Here is a 17,487-nt window from a genome sequence, read left to right on the forward strand (position 1 = left end):
GGTGGCGTCCTCAGAAGGTCAGGGCGGGAACGGGGGTCTCGATCGGGCGTTCGGCGCCCAGGGCGACGGCGTCGGGGCCGCGCCTGGCGGTCCTGGCCAGCAGCCAGTAGTTGACCAGGATCAGCACCCCGAACACCGCGCTGAAGGCGATCAGGGAGACGCGCACCTCCGTGGCGCTGAGCGGGGACATCGCGTCGGCCGTGGTCAGCAGGCCGTACACCGCCCATGGCTGGCGGCCCACCTCCCGGAAGACCCATCCCGCCAGCATCGTGACGAACGGGACGGGGATCATCGCGGTCAGCAGCCAGTGCCAGATCCGCAACCCGCGGACGGCGGGCCGGAACAGCATCAGCAGGAAGCCGGCCGCCGAGAAGAAGAGCATGACGGCGAACAGCAGCATCATCGTGATGCCCGCGGCCTGCACCAGGCCGACGGGCGGCAGGTAGTCGCCGGGGCCGAAGCGGGCCACCATGTCGGCCTGGACCCGGGCGAGGTCGTCGGCGCCGCCGGACCAGGCCGCCGCCTTGCCCGGCTGGAGGGTCTGGAAGCCCATGCCGCCGAAGGTCGCGGTGACCAGCGTGGCGGGCAGGGCCAGGCCGGCGCCGATCCGGAGCGACTTGCGGAAGAAGTCCTGCTCGATGGTGCGCCTGCGCAGGTGGTAGGCGCTCACCCCGGCCATGAAGAACCCGGCGACGACCATCGCGCCGCTCAGGACATGCCCGAAGGCGACGAGCGAGGCGGGGTTGGCGGTCAGCGCGCCGAAGTCGGTGAGGCGCAGCACGCCGTCCACGACCTGGTGGCCGACGGGGTCCTGGAGGAAGCCGTTGGCGATCAGGATCCAGAAGGCGCTGGCGTAGGCGGTCAGCGTCACGATCCAGATCAGCGCCAGGTGCGCCCACTTGTTGAGCCGGTTCCAGCCGAAGATCCACAGGCCGAGGAAGGTGGACTCGACGAAGAAGGCGACCAGCGTCTCGATCGCCAGGGCCGCGCCGAAGACGTTGCCCGCGAAGTGCGTCAGCCCGCTCCACGACATCCCGAACTGGAACTCCATCACCAGCCCCGTCACGATGCCCATGGCGTAGTTGATGATGTAGAGCTGGCCCCAGAACCGCACCATGCGCTGGTGCAGCGGGCTGCCGGTCAGCGTCGCCACCGTCTGCAGCACCGCGACCAGCGTCGCGAGTCCGAGCGTCAACGCGACGAAGAGGAAGTGCGCCCCCGCGGTCAGCGCGAACTGCAAGCGGGCCAGGTCCACCGTTTCCATGCCCCGACCCTCCCGGTACGGCATGCGCCGCCGCATCGGCCCACGGTTGCGTGGCGGGTACTCCTCAGGGCGTAAGCCATCCGGGCGTGACGAGACCGGCTTCGTAGGACAGGACGACCAGCTGGGCCCTGTCGCGCACGTTCAGCTTGGTCATGATGCGGCTGACGTGGGTCTTCGCGGTCGCGGGGCTGAGCACGAGCCGCGTGGCGATCTCGTCGTTCGACAGGCCGTGCGCGACCAGTTCGAGCACCTCGCGCTCGCGGTCGGTCAGCGAGTTGAGCTCCGGGCCGGGGGCGGGGCGCTTGACCCGGCCGGCGAACTCGGCGATGAGCCTGCGGGTGATCGAGGGGGCGATGAGCGCGTCTCCGCGGGCCACCACCCTGACGGCGTGGATGAGCTCGGCGGGCTCGGTGTCCTTGACCAGGAAGCCGCTGGCGCCTGCCTTGAGCGCGCCGTACACGTAGTCGTCGAGGTCGAAGGTGGTGAGGATGATCACCTTCGTGCCGGCCATGCGGGGGTCGGTGACGATCTGGCGCCCGGCCTCCAGGCCGTCGAGCTCGGGCATCCTGATGTCCATGAGCACCACGTCGGGGCGCAGCTCGCGGGATCTGGCCACGGCCTCGACGCCGTTGGCGGCCTCGGCGACCACCTCGATGTCGTCCTCGTCGGACAGGATGGACCGGAACCCGGCCCGCACCAGCGTCTGGTCGTCGGCCAGCAGGACGCGGATCACAGCGGCAGCTCGGCGACGACGCGGTAGCCGCCCTCGGGGCGCGGCCCCGCCTCCAGCGTGCCGCCCAGCGCGGCCGCCCGCTCCTTCATGCCCTGCACGCCGTACCCGCTTCCTCCCGTGAAGACGGCGGAGGGCCCGTCGTCTTCCACTGTTATCGCTATCTTTCCGGATTCTTCGGTGATGGTGAGCCGGGCGCTTCCGGCCGCCGAATGGCGGGAGACGTTCGCCAGCGCCTCGGAGACGATCCGCGCGGCGGCGAGGTCCACCTCGACGGGAAGGTCGCCGTGCGAGACCCGCCTGGTGACGTCGAGGCCGGTGCGCCGGACCAGCTCGTCGAGCTGCCGCAGCCCAGCCGTGGGAGAGGTCGGCGCCCCCTCGTCCACCTGCCGCAGGACGCCCAGGGTGGCGCGCAGCTCCCGCAGCGTCTCCCTGCTGGTCTCCTTGATCGCCCGAAGCGCCGCCTCGGCGTCCTCCGGCCGCTTCCTGATGCCGTGGAGCGCCGCCCCGGCCTGCACGTTGATCGACGAGATGTTGTGGCCGAGCACGTCGTGCAGCTCCCGCGCGATGCGCAGCCGCTCCTCGGTCTCCCTGCGCTTGGCCTCCTCCTCCTTGCTGTGCTCGGCCTCGGCGGCCCGCCGTTCGGCCTCCTGGAGGTAGGCGCGCCGGTTGCGGGTCACGCCGCCGCTCGCCACCACGGCCACCATCCAGCCGGCGATCATGAGGAACAGGCTGTCGTCGACGTGCCGGACGCTGCCGGTCTCGCCCAGCCCCATGCCCAGCAGCGCCATGGCCGCGACCGTGGCCGCGGCCACCAGGTGCCCGAGGTCGGCGGCGGTGTAGAGGGCGAGCATGGGCGCCGCCAGGACGGGGCCGTCCTGGGCGGAGAGGGGGTAGTAGACCGCGGTGGCGATCATCACGACGAGCAGGACGGCGACGGGATGGCGGTGCCTGAAGAACAGCGCGCCGGCCGCCACCAGCGGCAGGACGACGTCGAGCACGGTGAGGGTGACGCCCGACTTCACCAGCGCGGTGATCGCGGACCCGAGCAGGATGACCGTCACCGCCGCGATCGTCACTCTCATGCGTCCATTCTGTCGCGCCGACCGGCGCCGGACGGCCTCCCGATCCACCGCCTGGGCCATACCCGCCTTCATCGCAGAACGTAGCGAAATGCTACACAGTGTGTATGCATGGAGGTCAGACCCGTAACCTGGTGCTCGCCACGATCGCGTTCACCGTCACGTTCTGGGCGTGGAACCTGATCGCGCCGCTGTCCGGCACCTACAGCGAGCTGCTCCGGCTGTCGCCGACCCAGACCTCGATGCTGGTGGCCATCCCCGTGCTGGTGGGCTCGCTCGGCCGCATCCCGGTCGGCGTGCTGACCGACCGGCTCGGCGGCCGGCTGATGTTCGCCGTGATCTGCTTCGTCACGATCGTGCCCGTCCTGTTCGTCGGCTGGTCCGACACCTATGGCGCGTTGCTGTTCTGGGGGTTCCTGCTGGGCGTCGGCGGCACCTCCTTCGCGGTCGGCATCCCGTTCGTCAACGCCTGGTACGAGCCCGCGCGCCGCGGTTTCGCCACCGGGGTCTTCGGGGCCGGGATGGGCGGCACCGCGCTGTCGGCGTTCTTCACCCCGCGGCTGGTCGAGACGCTCGGCCGGGGGCCCACCCACCTGCTGATGGCCGCTCTGCTCGCGGTCATGGGCGTCGTCATGCTGCTGGCCGGACGCAACTCGCCGACCTGGACCCCGTCGGCCGAGCCCGCCCTGCCGCGCATGCGCGACGCGATGAGGGTCACGGCCACCTGGCAGTGCGCGTTCCTCTACGCGGTGGCCTTCGGCGGCTTCGTCGCCTTCTCCACCTACCTTCCGACGCTGCTGCGGAACGTCTACCACCTGTCCCAGACCGAGGCGGGCCTGCGCGCGGCCGGCTTCTCCCTGGCCGCGGTGATCGCCAGGCCGCTCGGCGGCACCCTGTCCGACAGGGTCGGCCCGGTGCGCGTCCTGGTGGCCTCCCTCGCGGGCACGCTGGTGCTGGCCGTCGTGCTCGCGCTGAAGCCGCCGCTCGAGGTGCCCGCCGGCGCCGCCTTCGTGGCCATGGCCTTCTTCCTCGGCCTCGGCGCCGGCGGCGTGTTCGCCCTGGTCGCCAGGCTGGTCGAAGCCTCCAGGGTCGGTACGGTGACCGGGCTGGTCGGGGCGGCCGGCGGCCTCGGCGGCTACTTCCCGCCCCTGGTCATGGGGGCCGTCTACACCGTCACCGGCGCCTACACGATCGGCTTCCTGCTGCTCGCGCTCACGGCCCTTGCCGCTCTCCTCTACACATTGAAGGCATTTCGGCCGGGTAAGGGATCGGAATGAGCACACAGGATGAGCGCCGCCGGCCCGAAGACGAGCTTCGCCGGCTCGACGAGGACATCGCGAAGCTGAAAGGGTCGACCGCCGAGATTCGCGCCCAGGTCAGGGACATGGGCGCGACGGATGCGATCGAGCGGGCGGCGATGCTGAGCATGGCCGACGAGCAGGACGTCCTGATCTCCGAGCTCGAGGTGAGACGGGAGCGGCTACGCGCCCGCCTCGGCTCCTCTTAGCGTGCGGCCGACCTCGTGAAGGTGGCGGAGCGCCTGGCCGTAGGAGCTGAACACGCCCGACTCGACGTACTCCACCCCGAGGTCCGCGCAGTACGCCCGCACGATCGGCCGGGCCCTGCGCAGGTTGGGCGTGGGCATGTTCGGGAACAGGTGGTGCTCGATCTGGTGGTTGAGCCCGCCGAACACCACGTCGGCCAGCCAGCCGCCGCGGACGTTGCGCGAGGTCAGCACCTGCTTGCGCAGGAAGTCCAGCTGGTCGGCGGCGGTGAGCACCGGCATGCCCTTGTGGTTGGGCGCGAACGTGCAGCCGAGATAGACACCGAAGACCGCCTGGTGCACCAGCGTGAACACCACGGCCATGCCGAACGGCAGCACGCTGAAGATCAGTCCGAAGTACCACACGAAGTGCAGCACCAGCAGCGTCCCCTCGAGGCCGCGCCGCCGCATCGCCTTGGTGCGCAGCGCCTTGAAACTGGCCACGTGCAGGTGCCAGCTCTCCAGCGTGAGCAGCGGGAAGAACAGGAACGCCTGCCAGCGCGCCACGAACCTGGGCAGGCCGCGGGCGCGCTCCACCTGGTCGGTCGACCAGACGATCACCGCGGGTGAGACGTCGGGGTCGTGGTCCTCGTGGTTGGGATTGGCGTGGTGGCGGGTGTGCTTGTCGGTCCACCAGCCGTAGCCCATGCCGATCAGCAGGTTGCCCACGAGGCGGCCGGCGAACTCGCTCGGCCCGCGGGTCCGGAACACCTGCCGGTGCGCCAGGTCGTGTGCGGCCAGCGCGACCTGCGCGAACGCCAAGGCCAGCGCGAAGGCCACGAGCAGTTGCCACCAGGAGTCGCCCACCAGGACGAACGCCACCCAGCCGCCGGCGAAGAAAAGGCCCACCAGGCTGAGGCGAAGCGTGTAGTAGAGAGGCCGCCTGTCCAGCAGGCCGGCTTCGTTGATCTTGCGTGCCAGTCGTGCGAAGTCGCTGCCGCGGGCTTCGACGGTGACGGGGACGTCGGTCACGGGGCTCCTCATGAGCGTCGGACAATGGACCCACCCTTGCGTGCACTCCCGTACCAGGGCAATCGATCGTCAGTTCGGTGGTCTCGTGTCGGGGCCGCGTCGGCCAGACTGGAGAGATGATCTACGCTGGCACCCCGCTCACCGATGCCGTCCGCCGCGCCGTCACCTCCGTCTGGGGCATCCCCGCCGGCGACGGTGAGCGTCTGCACGGGGGCGAGGAGTCGGCCGCCTACCTGCTCGGCGGGCACGTGGTCCGGGTGGGCCCCGCGTCGCGCGCCACCGCCGACGCCGAATGGTGCCACGCCGTCGCCCGCCACGCCGCCGACCGGATGCCCGAGGCCGTGGCCCCGCTGCCCACCCCCACCGGGGACACCGTCATCAGGGTCGACGGCCGCCTCGTCTCGCTCTGGCCGTACGTCGAGGGGAGCTGGCCCGACTCCGACGAGCCCGAGCAGCGCGCCCAGGGCGCGCGGCTGCTGGCCCGCCTGCACGCCGCCCTGGCCGACTGCCGTCCCGGCCCGCGCCCGTCACCCGCCTTCCAGGAGTCAGGCCTGTACGGCGAGCCGCCCCGCGACGCCGCCGGCCTCGACGACCCCGCGCTGGACCGGTGGCTGGCCGAGTTCCACCGCACGCACCCGGTCAGGCACCCGCTCCACGGCGACTACTACACCGGCAACACCCTCGCCAGGAACGGCGCCGTCGTCGCCGTCCTCGACTGGGACGAGACGTTCGTCGGCGCCCCCGAGGTCGAGCTGGCCGCCGCCGCGCTGGAGTGGGGCGACGACGAGCTGGACGCCGGCAAGGAGTTCGTCGACGCCTACCTCGCCGCCGGCGGCACCGCGGCCCCGCTGACGGAGGAGGAGCTGGCCCAGCTGATCAGGCACAAGCTGCGCCGCGAGTACGCCTACTTCCACAAGGCCGTCGCCGCCGGGGTGGTCCACGACGAGGAGGACCTCGACTACCACCGCGAGCGCGTCGCCCTCTTCCACAGCCTGGCCCCCTGACGAGCCGTTCCCCGAGCGCTCCCCGCCCGCCCGGCGCGCTACCCGGTCTGGTCGGTCGGCCGGCGGCTCGTGCCCGCCGCGCGCGCGAGGCGGCGCCAGGACAGCGCGATCGTGACGATCTGAGCGGGTTGCGGCTGATGTGGCGGGGAGCGCTGCTAGTCGCCCCCGGCCGCCGCCGCGCCGCTTTCCGGCTGGCCGTCCTACCTTCTCGAGGGAGCCGGGTTCGCGCGGCGGGCGGGGAAGCCATGGGTGCGCGCGGCGATCACGACGGCCAGCACCGGCGTCAGGAGCACCAGGACGGTCCACGGGAAGGAGGCGGCGCCCAGGAGGTTCAGCAGCACGCCGCCGGCCACGCCGCCGCCCGCCATGGCCGCGTTCCACAAGGTGACGAGCATCGCCTGGGCCGTGTCGGCCGCCTCGCCACCCGCCTGGCCGACGGCGGTCTGCAACAGGGTGGGGACGCCGCCCCAGCCGAGCCCCCACAGCGTCACCGCGACGTAGACCAGGGCGGGGCTGCCGGCCGGCACCGCCAGGGCGGCGGCCGCGACGGCGACCAGGACGGTGCCCGCGACGGTGAGCGCGCGCAGCCGCCGGTCGATGTGCGCGCCGACGATCCAGATGCTCGCCAGGGAGGCGGCGCCGAACAGCAGCAGGACGAGGTCGACCGAGTCGCCCATGCCGAACCGGTCGAGGAAGGTGGCGATGTAGGTGTAGAGGATGGTGTGCGCCAGAACGAACACCAGCGTGACGACCAGGATGGGAGCCACGCCGGGGACGGTGAGGGTCCGCAGGATCGGCGGCCGGCCCGCACGCCGCTGTCCGGGCTGGTCGGGGACCGCCAGCAGGATCCACGCGACCAGGACGACGGCCAGCCCGGTCATGACCGAGAACGTCACCTGCCAGCCGAGCACCCCGCCGAGGAAGGTCCCCGCGGGCACGCCCAGCGACAGCGCGAGCGGGATGCCCGCCATGACGACCGCGATCGCCTTGCCCTGCAGGTGGTCGGGGGCCAGCCGGCGGGCGTACCCGGCCAGCAGGGCCCACACCAGCCCCGCGGCCACCCCGGCGACGAACCTGGCCGCCATGGTCAACGGGAAGGACGCCGAGACCGCCGTCACCGTGTTGGCGACGGCGAACCCCGCCACCCCGGCCAGCAGCAACCGCTTGCGCGACCACCCTGCTGTGGCGGCGGAGAGCGGGATCGCCGCGACCGCCGTGCCGATCGCGTAGATCGTCACGGACTGCCCCATCGCTGACACGCTGACGCCGAGGTCGGCGCTCATCTCGGGGAGCACGCCGGCGGGCAGCGCCTCGGTCAGAACGGTGATGAAGGCGGCCGTGGTCAACGCCAGAAGCGCGGCGAGCGGGAGTTTCCGGTCATCGGTGGCGGCGCGGGGACCGACAATGGTGTCGTGATCTCTCATGGCTCGTATGCTCAAACCATCACATAGATGTGAAGGTCAATGTGACGAGGTGTGAGGTGGAGCACATGCGCATCGGAGAGCTGTCCGAGCGGACCGGCACGCACCGCCGGCTGTTGCGCTACTACGAGGAGCAGGGGCTGATCGCCCCCGACCGCTGCGCGAACGGCTACCGCACCTACGACGAGCGTCTCGTCGACCGGGTCCTGCAGATCAGAGGGCTGCTCGACGCGGGCCTGCCGACCAGGATCATCAAGCAGATCCTGCCCTGCCTCGACAAGCCCAGAATCATCCACTTCACCGACGCGACACCGGAGATGCTCTCCACGCTGGAACAGGAGCGCGATCGCATGACCCGGCGCATCTCCTGCCTGACCCGCAACAGGGACGCGATCGCCGACTACCTCGACGCCGTCCGCGCCGACGCCGCACCCGGCCCGGCGCCCGAGCCCCCCGCGATCCCCTGACACGCCTTGGCGGCCCTCGCACGGCCCACGCCCTCAGAAGGTGATCTCGTCGACCCGCGCGATCCTGGCGCCCGAGGCGGCCAGCTCCCTCTCCACCTCGGCGGCGATCTCGCCGGCCGGCCGGTCGGCGTCGTAGGTGGCGTGGGCATCGCTGACGAGCGTCACCTCGTGGCCGAGGGCCAACGCCGTGAGCGACGTCTCGCGGACGCAGTACTCGCTCTGCATGCCCGCCACCACCACGTGGCCGGCCGGCGGCAGCAGGTCGATCAGGTCGGTGTTGGCGAAGGAGTCGGGGACCTCCTTGTCGATGACGGGCTCACCGTCGAGCGGCCGGTGGACCAGCTCCCACCCCGGCGAACCCGGCACGTCGGGATCGCGGGGCCCGCCGTTGTTGCGGACCCAGACCACCGGCTCGCCGGCGGCGCGCGCCCGGTCGAGCAGGGCGCCGATCGCCGTTGACACGCTCTCCCAGGCCGGGACGGGGGTGGGGGGCTCCAGCATGTTCCGCTGGACGTCGATGAGCAGAAGCACCCGAACACCGTATCGAATCACTGCGCGCGGCGCCATGACAGCCGCCGCCCGTCCATGACAGCGATATGACAGCGGCGCCGTGCAGGGTGAGCGGCATGACACACGTTCTCATCGTCGGCTCCGGGCCGACCGGACTGACCCTCGCCATCGAGCTGGCCCGCCGCGGCGTCGACCTGCGCATCGTGGAGAAGTCTCCCGTGCACCCCGCGGGTGTGCGGGGCAAGGGGCTGCAGCCGCGCACGCTCGAGATCTTCCACGACATGGGGGTCATCGACGAGATCCTGGCGACGGGCGCGGTCTATCCTCCGCTGCGCGCCTACAAGGACGGGCAGACGGTGTGGGAGGGTCGCATGCACGAGCCGAAGGAGCCCAGCGCGAGCGTGCCGTACCCGATGGTGATCATGCAGCCGCAGTGGCGCACCGAGCGGATCCTCAGGGAGCGGCTGGCGCGGCTCGGCCACGAGGTGGAACTGGGCGTGGAGGTCACGGCGTTCGAGCAGGACGCCGAGGGGGTGACGGCCACGCTCGCCGACGGCGAGCGGATCAGGTGCGCCTACCTGGTGGGCGCGGACGGCGGGCGCAGCACCGTGCGCAAGGCGCTGGACGTCGGGTTCGTGGGGGAGACGTTCGAGAGCGAGCGGATGCTGCTGGCCGACGTGAAGGTTCCCGACGTCGACAGGGAGCACTGGCACCTGTGGGGCGACATGGCCGGCCGCAAGCTGGACGTGAGCCTGTGCCCGCTGCCGGGAACGGACCTGTTCCAGCTCACCGCCCCCTACGCCGGGGAGGACGACGTGACGCGGATCCTGGACGAGCACGCGGGCGTGAAGCCGACGGAGGTGGTCTGGCGGTCGGAGTACCGGGTCAACATCAGGATGGCCGAGCGGTTCAGGGTGGGCAGGGTCTTCCTGGCCGGCGACGCGGCGCACGTCCACTCGCCCGCCGGCGGTCAGGGGCTGAACACCGGCGTGCAGGACGCCTACAACCTCGGCTGGAAGCTGGCCGTCGGCTCCGAGCCGCTGCTCGACAGCTACGAGCAGGAGCGGATGCCGGTCGCCGAGCACGTGCTCGGGCTGAGCACCCGCCTGCTCAGGGAGGGCGACCACACGCGGGACGAGGAGACGCAGCAGCTGACCCTCGGCTACTGGTACGGCCCGCTGTCGGAGGGGCCGCGCGGCGGTGAGCGGGTGCCGGGCGTGTACGGCGGCGGCCGGTTCACGCTGCTCGCCGACACCACCGAGCGGTACGGCGACGCGGTGCGGGTGCTGCCCCCGCTGCCGGGCCAGGAGGGCGTGCTGCTCGTCCGGCCCGACGGCTACGTCGGCTACGACGGCGACGAGGCGGGCGTGCGCGCCTACCTGTCACGGCTCGGTGTGGAGACCGCGTAGCGAGCGTGCGCCCACCGGTACGGCGTTGGGGCGCCCACCGGCTCACGGCTCGGTGTCGAGACCGCGTAGCCGACGGGCCTCGGCCACCATGGCGGCCGCCTCGGGGGCGGGCCGCCACGCCGCCGCGCCCTCCAGCACGGTCGCCCGCACGGTCTTGTCGTCGCACCCCGCCGTCAGCTCCAGCGCCATGTCCGCGTGGTCGCGCGAGCCCGACGCCGTGGCCAGCTCCAGATGGATGAGCGCCACCAGCTGCGCGGGTGCTCCCTCCACGAGCGTCAGCGCCTCGCGCAACAGCTTCGCGGCCGTCACGGGATCGCCGCCGCGCCGCGCCAGCTCGCCCCGACCGTGCAGGACGCGGGCGCGGGCCACCGGGTCCGACTCGGCCGCCTCCCACGCCTGGTCGAGCGCCGTCCCGGCGGCGGCGAAGTCGCCGAGCCTGGCATGCAGCTGGGCCAGGCGCACCCTGAGCATCACGGGGCCGGGGATCGCCTCCAGGCCGCCGATGGCCGTGGCGTGCCGTACGGACGCCGTGGCGAAGGACAACGCTCGGGCCGTCTCGCCGCGGTTCTCCGCGGCGAGGGACAGCCAGGTGAGGGTCATGGCCTTGCCCCAGCGGTCGCCGGTCGCGCTGTAGCCGTCGAGGGCGGTCGCCAGCAGGGCGTCGGCCGCGCCGGGCGTGCCGTACTCGAACTCGACGATGCCCGCGATCAGCCGCACCGTCGACCTGATCCACGGGTCGGGGTGGTCGCCGAGCCTGGCCAGCGACCCCCGCACCCGCGCCATGACGTCGCCGGGCGCGGCGGCCGCGCCGGTCAGCCCCCACCAGGCCAGCGCCGCGGGATGGTCGGAGGCCAGCAGCGCCGGACCCGGCTCGCCGCCGATGATCGCCGCGCACAGCTCGGCCGCGAACCCGTCCCCCGCGGGCATCCTGGACGCCCACGCCCGGGCCTCCCGCCGCCGGCCCCGCATGATCCACAGCCAGGTCCTGGCCAGGAAGAGCCTGAGCGGATCGCCGGTACGGCCGAGGGCGGCGTCGAGGTTGGCCTGCTCGGCCTCGAACACCGCCAGCCCTTCGAGCTGCCGTTCCGTCCTGAGGGTGGCGTCGGCCCGCTCGGCCAGCGCGGTGTAGTAGCGGTCGTGGGCGGCCACGACCGACGGGTCGTCGAGCTTCTCCGCGGCGTAACGGCGCACGGTCTCCAGCACGGTGTAGCGCTCGCCCGTGAACGTCACCAGCGACTTGTCCACCAGCGACTCGATGCCGGGCCCGCACACCTCGCGCACCGCCTCGTAGGTGGCCCCGCCGGAGAACACCGACATTCTGGCCAGCAGCCGCCGCTCGCCGGGCGACAGCAGCTCCCAGCTCCAGTCGATCACCGCGCGCAGCGTGCGGTGCCGGGGCTCGGCCGTACGGCTGCCGCGCAACGACAACCGGTCACCGAGCTGGGCGGCCAGCTGCGCGGGCGACAGGGTGCGCAGCCGCGCGGCGGCCAGCTCGATCGCCAGCGGGATGCCGTCGAGCTCGCGGCAGATGTCCGCCACACCGGACAGGTCGAGCCCCGACCTGGCGGCGGCCGCGCGGTCGCGGAACAGCTCGACGGCCGCCACCTCGTCCAGCGGCGGCACGGCGTGCAGGTGCTCGCCGGTGATGTCCAGCGGCTCCCTGCTGGTGGCGATGACGCGCAGCCCCGGGATCTCGGCCAGCAGCCGCGCCGCCACGTCGGCCGCCTGGTCGATCACGTGCTCGCAGTTGTCCAGCACGATCACCGGGGAGGTGCCGCGCAGCGCGGCCACGGGATCGGCGGCCTTCACCGCGCTGGACAGCGCGGTCGGCACGTCCGACGCGGGCGCGAGCGGGATCAGCCACACACCGTCGGGAACCCTGAGAGTGGCGGCGGTCTCGATCGCCAGCCGCGTCTTGCCCGCGCCGCCCGGACCGGTCAGCGTGACCAGCCTGGCGACGCCGAGCAGCTCGCGCACCCTGGCCACGTCGGCGGCACGCCCGACGAAGCTGGTCAGCTGGGCGGGCAGCGTCGAGCCCGGATCCTCCCGTAGCGCCGCCTCGTAGGCGTCGAGCAGCTCGCGACCGGGGTCGGTGCCGAGCTCGTCGGCCAGCCGCCGCCTGATCCGCTCGAACACCTCCAGCGCCTCCGCCCGCCGCCCTGCCGACAGCAGCGCCCGCACCAGCAGCGCGTGGTACGGCTCCCGCAGCGGATGCGCGGCGACCAGCCCCTCGAGCTCGGCCGTCACGTCGACGCCCCGCGCCAGGTCGGCTCCGATCCGCGTCGCGAGCGTCGCCAGGCGCAGCTCCTCGAGGTGGGCGGCGGGGGCGACGGCGAAGAGCAGGCCGGAGGCGTCCGCGAGAGCCGTACCGCGCCACAGAGACAGCGCCTCCTCGGCCGCGCCCTCGCGCGCCAGCCGCTCGAACCGCCACGCGTCGACGTCGTCGGCCCGCACGTCGAGCAGGTAGCCGGACGGATGCGTGACGATCAGGCCAGGAACCTCCCTGCGGGCGCGCGAGACGAGCGACTGGAGCGCGGCGGCCGGGTGCGCGGGCGGGTCGTCCTGCCACAGGTCGTCGACGAGGCGTTCGGCCGCCACCACCCTGCCGGGGTCGAGCGCCAGCCTGACCAGCAGCGCGCGCGGCAGGGCGCCGCGAACCGTCGCGCCTGGCACGTGGAGGGGGCCGAGTATCCCGATGCGCATGCCCACATCCAAGCGTGCCCCTTCCGGACACCGTCACCGACCCCGTCACACGGTGCCCACCCGCACACCCTGCCGCCGGCCTCGTCACCTGACCCGCTGTCCACCCGCACACCCTGCCGCCGGCCTCGTCACCTGACCCGCTGTCCACCCGCGAACCACGTCACCTGACCTGGTGTCCGCCTCTGAACACCGCCACCGGACGGAGCGCGCCGATCGGCTAGGCGTGCGGCCCCACGGTGATCGTGCCGATCGTCAGCCGAGGGGTGGCCTCCAGGATCTCGCCGACCCTGCCGACCTGCTCGTCCAGCTCCTTCAGCTGCGTGGCGCTCAGCTCGTCGAGCGGTTCCACGGTGACGTCCAGGCGCCTGCCGGACCGGCGCTGGTGCCACACCCCCGCCACGATCCCGTCGACCAGCAGCACCGGATAGTTGCCCGCCTGTCCGCCGCCCAGCGCGCGGTCCCACGCCCTGCCGGGGAACAGCTGCTCGCGCGGATGTGAGCCGACCACGAAGGCGTCGAAGTACGGCAGCAGCCGCACGCCTCTCGCCGGCTCGCCGGGCGCCTCGGTGTCGCCCACGTTCACCCAGCCGCCCTCGACCTCGTCGAGCGCCGCCCGCTCGAACACCCTGGCCGCCCAGGTGACGGGCGCCGCCAGCCATCGGGCGAAGTGCTGGGGCGTGGCCGGGCCGTAGGAGTGGAGGTAGGCCCTGAGCAGCTCGGCCTGCGCGGTCTCGGGGTCGGCGGGCCGTACGTCCGGGCTGGTGTAGGTCACCTTGCGGCCCCGGTTGGGCCCGAACGCGAGCACGCCCCGGTGCGCCGCCAGGTGGGTCGCCTGGCGCCAGCGCGACCACTTCGTCTGGAAGGCGTCCATGACGCGGTCGCCCGCCCAGGGGCCCGCGATGTCGACGACCGCCTCGTCCAGCTCGTCGATCGTGAGTGCCCGGTCCTTGAGCGCGCTGCCGATCGCCTCGACGACCTTCTCGATCTGGTCGGGGGTGAGCAGGTCGACGCGCCCCGCGGGGAGGGACGAGAGGGCGCCCGTCCACATGGCCAGGTTTGCGGTGGGGAGCAGGTGCACGGTGCCGCGCGGGCCGTACGTCTTGGTCAGGCTGCGCTCGGTCCACAGCGCCTCGCGGACGTCCACCCTGGTGGTGCCGGGCAGCCGGAGGCTGACCGACAGCTCGGCGGCGGACAGGATCTGCGCGTGCGCCCCGCACATCGCGGCGACGACGTCGGCGGGGCCGCCCTGCTGGGGGAAGTGGCGCGCGAGACGACGGGCGTTCCAGTTCATGCTCTCAGCGTAGGAACCATTGCGGCACGATTCGTTCCGCTATTCATGCGGAGCGAATCGCTCCGATAGAGTGGGTGCATGAGAGCGATCGTGATGGACGAGTTCGGCGGGCCCGAGGTGTTGCGGCCACGCACGGTTGACGACCCTGTCCCCGGCGAGGGGCAGGTGCTGGTGGAGGTGGCGTTCGCGAGCATCACCTTCGTCGAGACCCAGGTGAGGGCGGGAACCGGACCCTTCGCGCCGCCCGCGCTGCCCCGCACGCCCGGCAACGGCGTCGGCGGCAGGATCGTCGCCGTCGGTCCAGGCGTCGACCAGGGGCTGGTCGGAACGACAGTGGTGACGACCACCGGCGGCGCGGGCGGCTACGCCTCGCTGGCCGTGGCCGCCGCAGCCGACGCCGTACCCGTGCCGGACGGCGTGCCGCTGCGCGACGCGGTGGCGTTGCTCGCCGACGGGCGCACCGCGGTGATGCTCCACGAGCAGGCGGAGATCAAGCCCGGCGAGCGCGTCCTGGTACTGGCCGCCGGCGGCGGCGTCGGCGGCCTGCTCCTGCAACTGGCCAAGGCCGCCGGGGCCGTCGTGACCGGGGCCGCGCGCGGCAAGCGCGAACTCGTGGAGCGCTTCGGCTCCTACGTCGACTACTCGGCCGAAGGATGGGCCCGCTCTCTCGAGGCCGACGTGGTCTTCGACGGGGTCGGCGGCAACGTGGGCACCGAGGCGCTGACCGCCCTCCGCCCCGGCGGCCGAGCCAGCCTGTACGGCATGGCGAGCGGATCGTGGTCGCGGACGGACGGCCTGCCGATCACCGTCATCGAGCGCGGCGGACCGCCCAGCCAGGACGAACTGCGCCGGCTGGTCGCCAGAGCGCTGGAACTGGCCGCCGAGGGGCAGCTGGTGCCGACGGTCGGGCAGACCTACCCACTGGAGGAGGCGGCCGCGGCACACCGCGCGATCGAGACCCGCCAGACCACGGGCAAGACCCTGCTGGTCATCTGACCCCGGCACACCCGACCCGCCGGGATTCCTCTCGCCGGCCGCGCCGGGCGGCACGGTTTCCCTACGTGATCCCGCCCGGCGGCCGGGGTTTCCCTCCCCGGTCGCGCCGAACCGGTCACGCCAAGCGGTCGCCGGTCCCGTCCTCGGTCACGCCGGGCGGTCGCGGGTCCCCTCCTCCGGTCACGCCGGGCGGTCGCGGGTCCCCTCCTCGGCCATGCGGGGCGGTCGCGGTTCCCCCTATCTGATCGCGCCGAACGCGACCGCGGTGGTCGAGGCGATCACCGTGGTCAGCACGACCAGGAACAGCACCGAACGCATCGGATTGCGCCGCTGCGGCTTCGGTTCCTCCGGCTTGGCGTGGACGTGTTGCGGCACGGGGTTCGAGGGTGTCGGCGTGGCCTCCGGCGTCTTGACCGGTGGACGCGCGCGCACGGGCAGGACCGGTTCAGGACGGGGCGTGGGCCTGGGCGGCTTGCTTCTCGGCCGGGTGGGGGCGGGGGTCGGCTCGGGCGGCGGCTGCGGCTTCGGCTCGGGCTTCGGCTCGGGCTTCGGTTCGGGCTTCGGTTCGGGCTCGGGCTCCGAGGGCTGGGGGGCGGGGGAGGGCGGCGTGGGCGGCGCGGGGGGCGGCGGAGGGGGCTGGCAGGCGTCCGGCCCGACCTGGACCACCACGTTCGCCACGCTGATGCACACCGCGACGCCGACGCTCACCTCGACCGCGTTGTCACCGGGGCCCGGTGCCGTCACGCTCACCCACCCCTGCTCGTCCGCCTCGTCCTCGGGCGTGACGTCCTTCTGGTGCACCGCCACCGGGCGGGCGCCCGCCCGGCGCGCGAGGCGCGGACCGTAGCCGCTTCCTGCGGAGCCTTCGCGGGCCCCGATCGCCGGGTAGGCGGTGACCTTCTTCCGCGCCGCCACCGCTGGGGTGGAGGCGGCGGTGCCGCGGGTGCCGACCGCGGCGGGGGAGGTAGCGGTCCTGCGGGAAGCGGTCACGGGGTGGGAGGTGGCGATCTCTCGGGCTGCGGTCACGGGGTGGGACGCTGCGGTGCTCTTCCGCAGGTTGAGGAGGGCGGAGCCGGGGGCGGCGGACGTGCGAGGGGAGACGGCGGTGGAGATGGGAATGGTGGAGCCGGTGGTGGCGGACGTGCGAGGGGAGACGGCGGTGGAGGTGGGAATGGCGGAGCCGGTGGTGGCGGACGTGCGAAGGGAGAGGGCGGCGGAGGTCGGGAGGGCGGGGTCGGGGGTGGCGGACGGCTGGGGCATGGTGGGCAGGGCGGGGCCCAGGCAGAGCGCGCCCGCCACCAGTGCCGCCGCCCTCACGCGCTCCCCGCGATCCGCTGGAACTCCTGCAGCGCGGCCTGCAACGCCTCAGGCCCCACCGCCAGCGCCCCCGCGAACGCGTGCGAGATGTCCCAGGTCAGGTAGATGCCGACGCCCAGCATGCCGGCCATCGCCATCAGCGGCACCAGGGTGAGTCCGCGCGGCCGCGCCCCCGCGAGGAACGGGAAGATGATCACCACGATCCCGGTCAGCACGGTCAGCCACAGCAGTCCCGCGGGCGGCGTGGTGCCCGCGTCGGCGGCCCTGCGGCTGCGCGACGCCGACAGCTCCTCGACCTTGTCGAGCACCTGCGCCTTGGCGTTCGCGTCGAGGTCGGCCGCGTCGATCCTGTTGCGCAGCGCGTCGAGGCGCGCTCCGCCCTCGGGCGACATCCGGCCCTCCGCCATCAGCGGCCATTCGTCGCGCACGACGAACCTGACGTAGTCGTTCAGGCTCTGCCGTATCCACATCTTGTCGGCCTCGGGCAGGTCGCCGGCGGCCCAGTAGGTCTCCACCGCCGCCTGGCCTTCGGCGAAGGTGTTCTGGCGGGCGGCGTCGGCCGTGGTCCACGGCACGATGATGGCGATCGCGAACACCAGGAGGAAGAGCGCCGACAGCATCGCGCCCGCGTGGCCGGTGGACGGGCCACCCGGGTCGCGGTCCTCGGTGCCAAGCTTCCTGAACAGGAAGGCGGTGAGCGCGACCACGGCGACGGCGGCCGCCACGGCGGCAATCAGGGCAAGCATGACCCAGACTCTAGTGACTACGGTTTGTCACG

The 17,487-nt window shown here is 72.9% G+C and carries 16 protein-coding genes; 6 read left to right on the top strand and 10 right to left on the bottom strand.

Going from position 1 to position 17,487, the window contains the following annotated elements; translation table 11 throughout:
• Positions 1-10 precede the first annotated feature (10 nt).
• The 3 genes from ABZX22_RS28390 to ABZX22_RS28400 all read right to left on the bottom strand — a co-directional run bounded on the left by ABZX22_RS28390 (position 11) and on the right by ABZX22_RS28400 (position 3,079).
• Complete coding sequence (locus tag ABZX22_RS28390; protein WP_354914420.1) at positions 11-1,264, bottom strand: cytochrome ubiquinol oxidase subunit I; 1,254 nt, start codon at positions 1,262-1,264, stop codon at positions 11-13.
• 64 nt (positions 1,265-1,328) lie between these two features.
• Positions 1,329-1,997 (bottom strand): response regulator transcription factor, encoded by a 669-nt coding sequence (locus ABZX22_RS28395; RefSeq protein WP_354914422.1) that lies wholly within the window; start codon positions 1,995-1,997, stop codon positions 1,329-1,331.
• Entirely contained in the window at positions 1,994-3,079 is a 1,086-nt protein-coding gene (locus ABZX22_RS28400; protein ID WP_354914424.1) for a sensor histidine kinase, read from the bottom strand. Before ABZX22_RS28400 ends, ABZX22_RS28395 begins: the two co-directional genes overlap by 4 nt.
• 104 nt (positions 3,080-3,183) lie before the next feature.
• On the opposite strand from ABZX22_RS28400, the gene ABZX22_RS28405 reads away from it, so the two are divergent.
• A complete protein-coding gene (locus tag ABZX22_RS28405) occupies positions 3,184-4,353 on the top strand; it encodes an MFS transporter (protein ID WP_354914426.1) in 1,170 nt (389 codons plus the stop codon).
• Complete coding sequence (locus tag ABZX22_RS28410) at positions 4,350-4,583, top strand: hypothetical protein (protein ID WP_354914428.1); 234 nt, start codon at positions 4,350-4,352, stop codon at positions 4,581-4,583. The genes ABZX22_RS28405 and ABZX22_RS28410 overlap by 4 nt, the downstream gene beginning before the upstream one ends.
• Here the strand turns inward: ABZX22_RS28410 and ABZX22_RS28415 are convergent.
• Positions 4,557-5,591 (bottom strand): acyl-CoA desaturase, encoded by a 1,035-nt coding sequence (locus tag ABZX22_RS28415; RefSeq protein ID WP_354914430.1) that lies wholly within the window; start codon positions 5,589-5,591, stop codon positions 4,557-4,559. The genes ABZX22_RS28410 and ABZX22_RS28415 overlap by 27 nt on opposite strands.
• A 116-nt stretch (positions 5,592-5,707) precedes the next feature.
• On the opposite strand from ABZX22_RS28415, the gene ABZX22_RS28420 reads away from it, so the two are divergent.
• The gene (locus ABZX22_RS28420) at positions 5,708-6,595 is read left to right on the top strand and encodes a phosphotransferase (RefSeq protein ID WP_354914432.1); all 888 of its coding nucleotides are present in this window, start codon (positions 5,708-5,710) and stop codon (positions 6,593-6,595) included.
• 200 nt (positions 6,596-6,795) lie between these two features.
• Here the strand turns inward: ABZX22_RS28420 and ABZX22_RS28425 are convergent, their stop codons facing one another.
• Complete coding sequence (locus ABZX22_RS28425) at positions 6,796-8,019, bottom strand: MFS transporter (protein WP_354914434.1); 1,224 nt, start codon at positions 8,017-8,019, stop codon at positions 6,796-6,798.
• Between the two features lie 65 nt (positions 8,020-8,084).
• Between ABZX22_RS28425 and ABZX22_RS28430 the strand changes: the two genes are divergently transcribed.
• Positions 8,085-8,483 carry a MerR family transcriptional regulator gene (locus ABZX22_RS28430; protein ID WP_354914436.1) on the top strand — a complete coding sequence of 133 codons (399 nt, stop codon included), beginning with the start codon at positions 8,085-8,087 and terminating at the stop codon, positions 8,481-8,483.
• A 33-nt stretch (positions 8,484-8,516) separates the two neighbouring features.
• Here ABZX22_RS28430 and ABZX22_RS28435 read toward each other — a convergent pair whose 3' ends face one another.
• Positions 8,517-9,014 carry a cysteine hydrolase family protein gene (locus ABZX22_RS28435; RefSeq protein ID WP_354914438.1) on the bottom strand — a complete coding sequence of 166 codons (498 nt, stop codon included), beginning with the start codon at positions 9,012-9,014 and terminating at the stop codon, positions 8,517-8,519.
• A 95-nt stretch (positions 9,015-9,109) separates the two neighbouring features.
• Between ABZX22_RS28435 and ABZX22_RS28440 the strand changes: the two genes are divergently transcribed.
• The gene (locus ABZX22_RS28440; protein ID WP_354914440.1) at positions 9,110-10,402 is read left to right on the top strand and encodes an FAD-dependent monooxygenase; all 1,293 of its coding nucleotides are present in this window, start codon (positions 9,110-9,112) and stop codon (positions 10,400-10,402) included.
• Positions 10,403-10,444: 42 nt separating this feature from the next.
• Here ABZX22_RS28440 and ABZX22_RS28445 read toward each other — a convergent pair whose 3' ends face one another.
• The gene (locus ABZX22_RS28445; RefSeq protein WP_354914442.1) at positions 10,445-13,105 is read right to left on the bottom strand and encodes a BTAD domain-containing putative transcriptional regulator; all 2,661 of its coding nucleotides are present in this window, start codon (positions 13,103-13,105) and stop codon (positions 10,445-10,447) included.
• Positions 13,106-13,322: 217 nt separating this feature from the next.
• Positions 13,323-14,396: a winged helix DNA-binding domain-containing protein gene (locus tag ABZX22_RS28450; protein ID WP_354914444.1), complete on the bottom strand. Its 1,074-nt coding sequence runs from the start codon at positions 14,394-14,396 to the stop codon at positions 13,323-13,325.
• Between the two features lie 78 nt (positions 14,397-14,474).
• On the opposite strand from ABZX22_RS28450, the gene ABZX22_RS28455 reads away from it, so the two are divergent.
• Positions 14,475-15,392, top strand: coding sequence for a zinc-binding dehydrogenase (locus ABZX22_RS28455; protein ID WP_354914446.1), 918 nt, complete (start codon positions 14,475-14,477; stop codon positions 15,390-15,392).
• A 237-nt stretch (positions 15,393-15,629) separates the two neighbouring features.
• On the opposite strand, the gene ABZX22_RS28460 is transcribed toward ABZX22_RS28455, so the two are convergent.
• A complete protein-coding gene (locus ABZX22_RS28460; RefSeq protein ID WP_354914448.1) occupies positions 15,630-16,709 on the bottom strand; it encodes a hypothetical protein in 1,080 nt (359 codons plus the stop codon).
• Positions 16,706-17,455, bottom strand: coding sequence for a hypothetical protein (locus tag ABZX22_RS28465; RefSeq protein ID WP_354914450.1), 750 nt, complete (start codon positions 17,453-17,455; stop codon positions 16,706-16,708). Before ABZX22_RS28465 ends, ABZX22_RS28460 begins: the two co-directional genes overlap by 4 nt.
• Between the last annotated feature and the right edge of the window lie 32 nt (positions 17,456-17,487).

Origin of the sequence: Nonomuraea sp. NPDC003804, from assembly GCF_040610675.1 — a bacterium.
In the GTDB taxonomy this organism is placed as follows: Bacteria; Actinomycetota; Actinomycetes; order Streptosporangiales; family Streptosporangiaceae; genus Nonomuraea.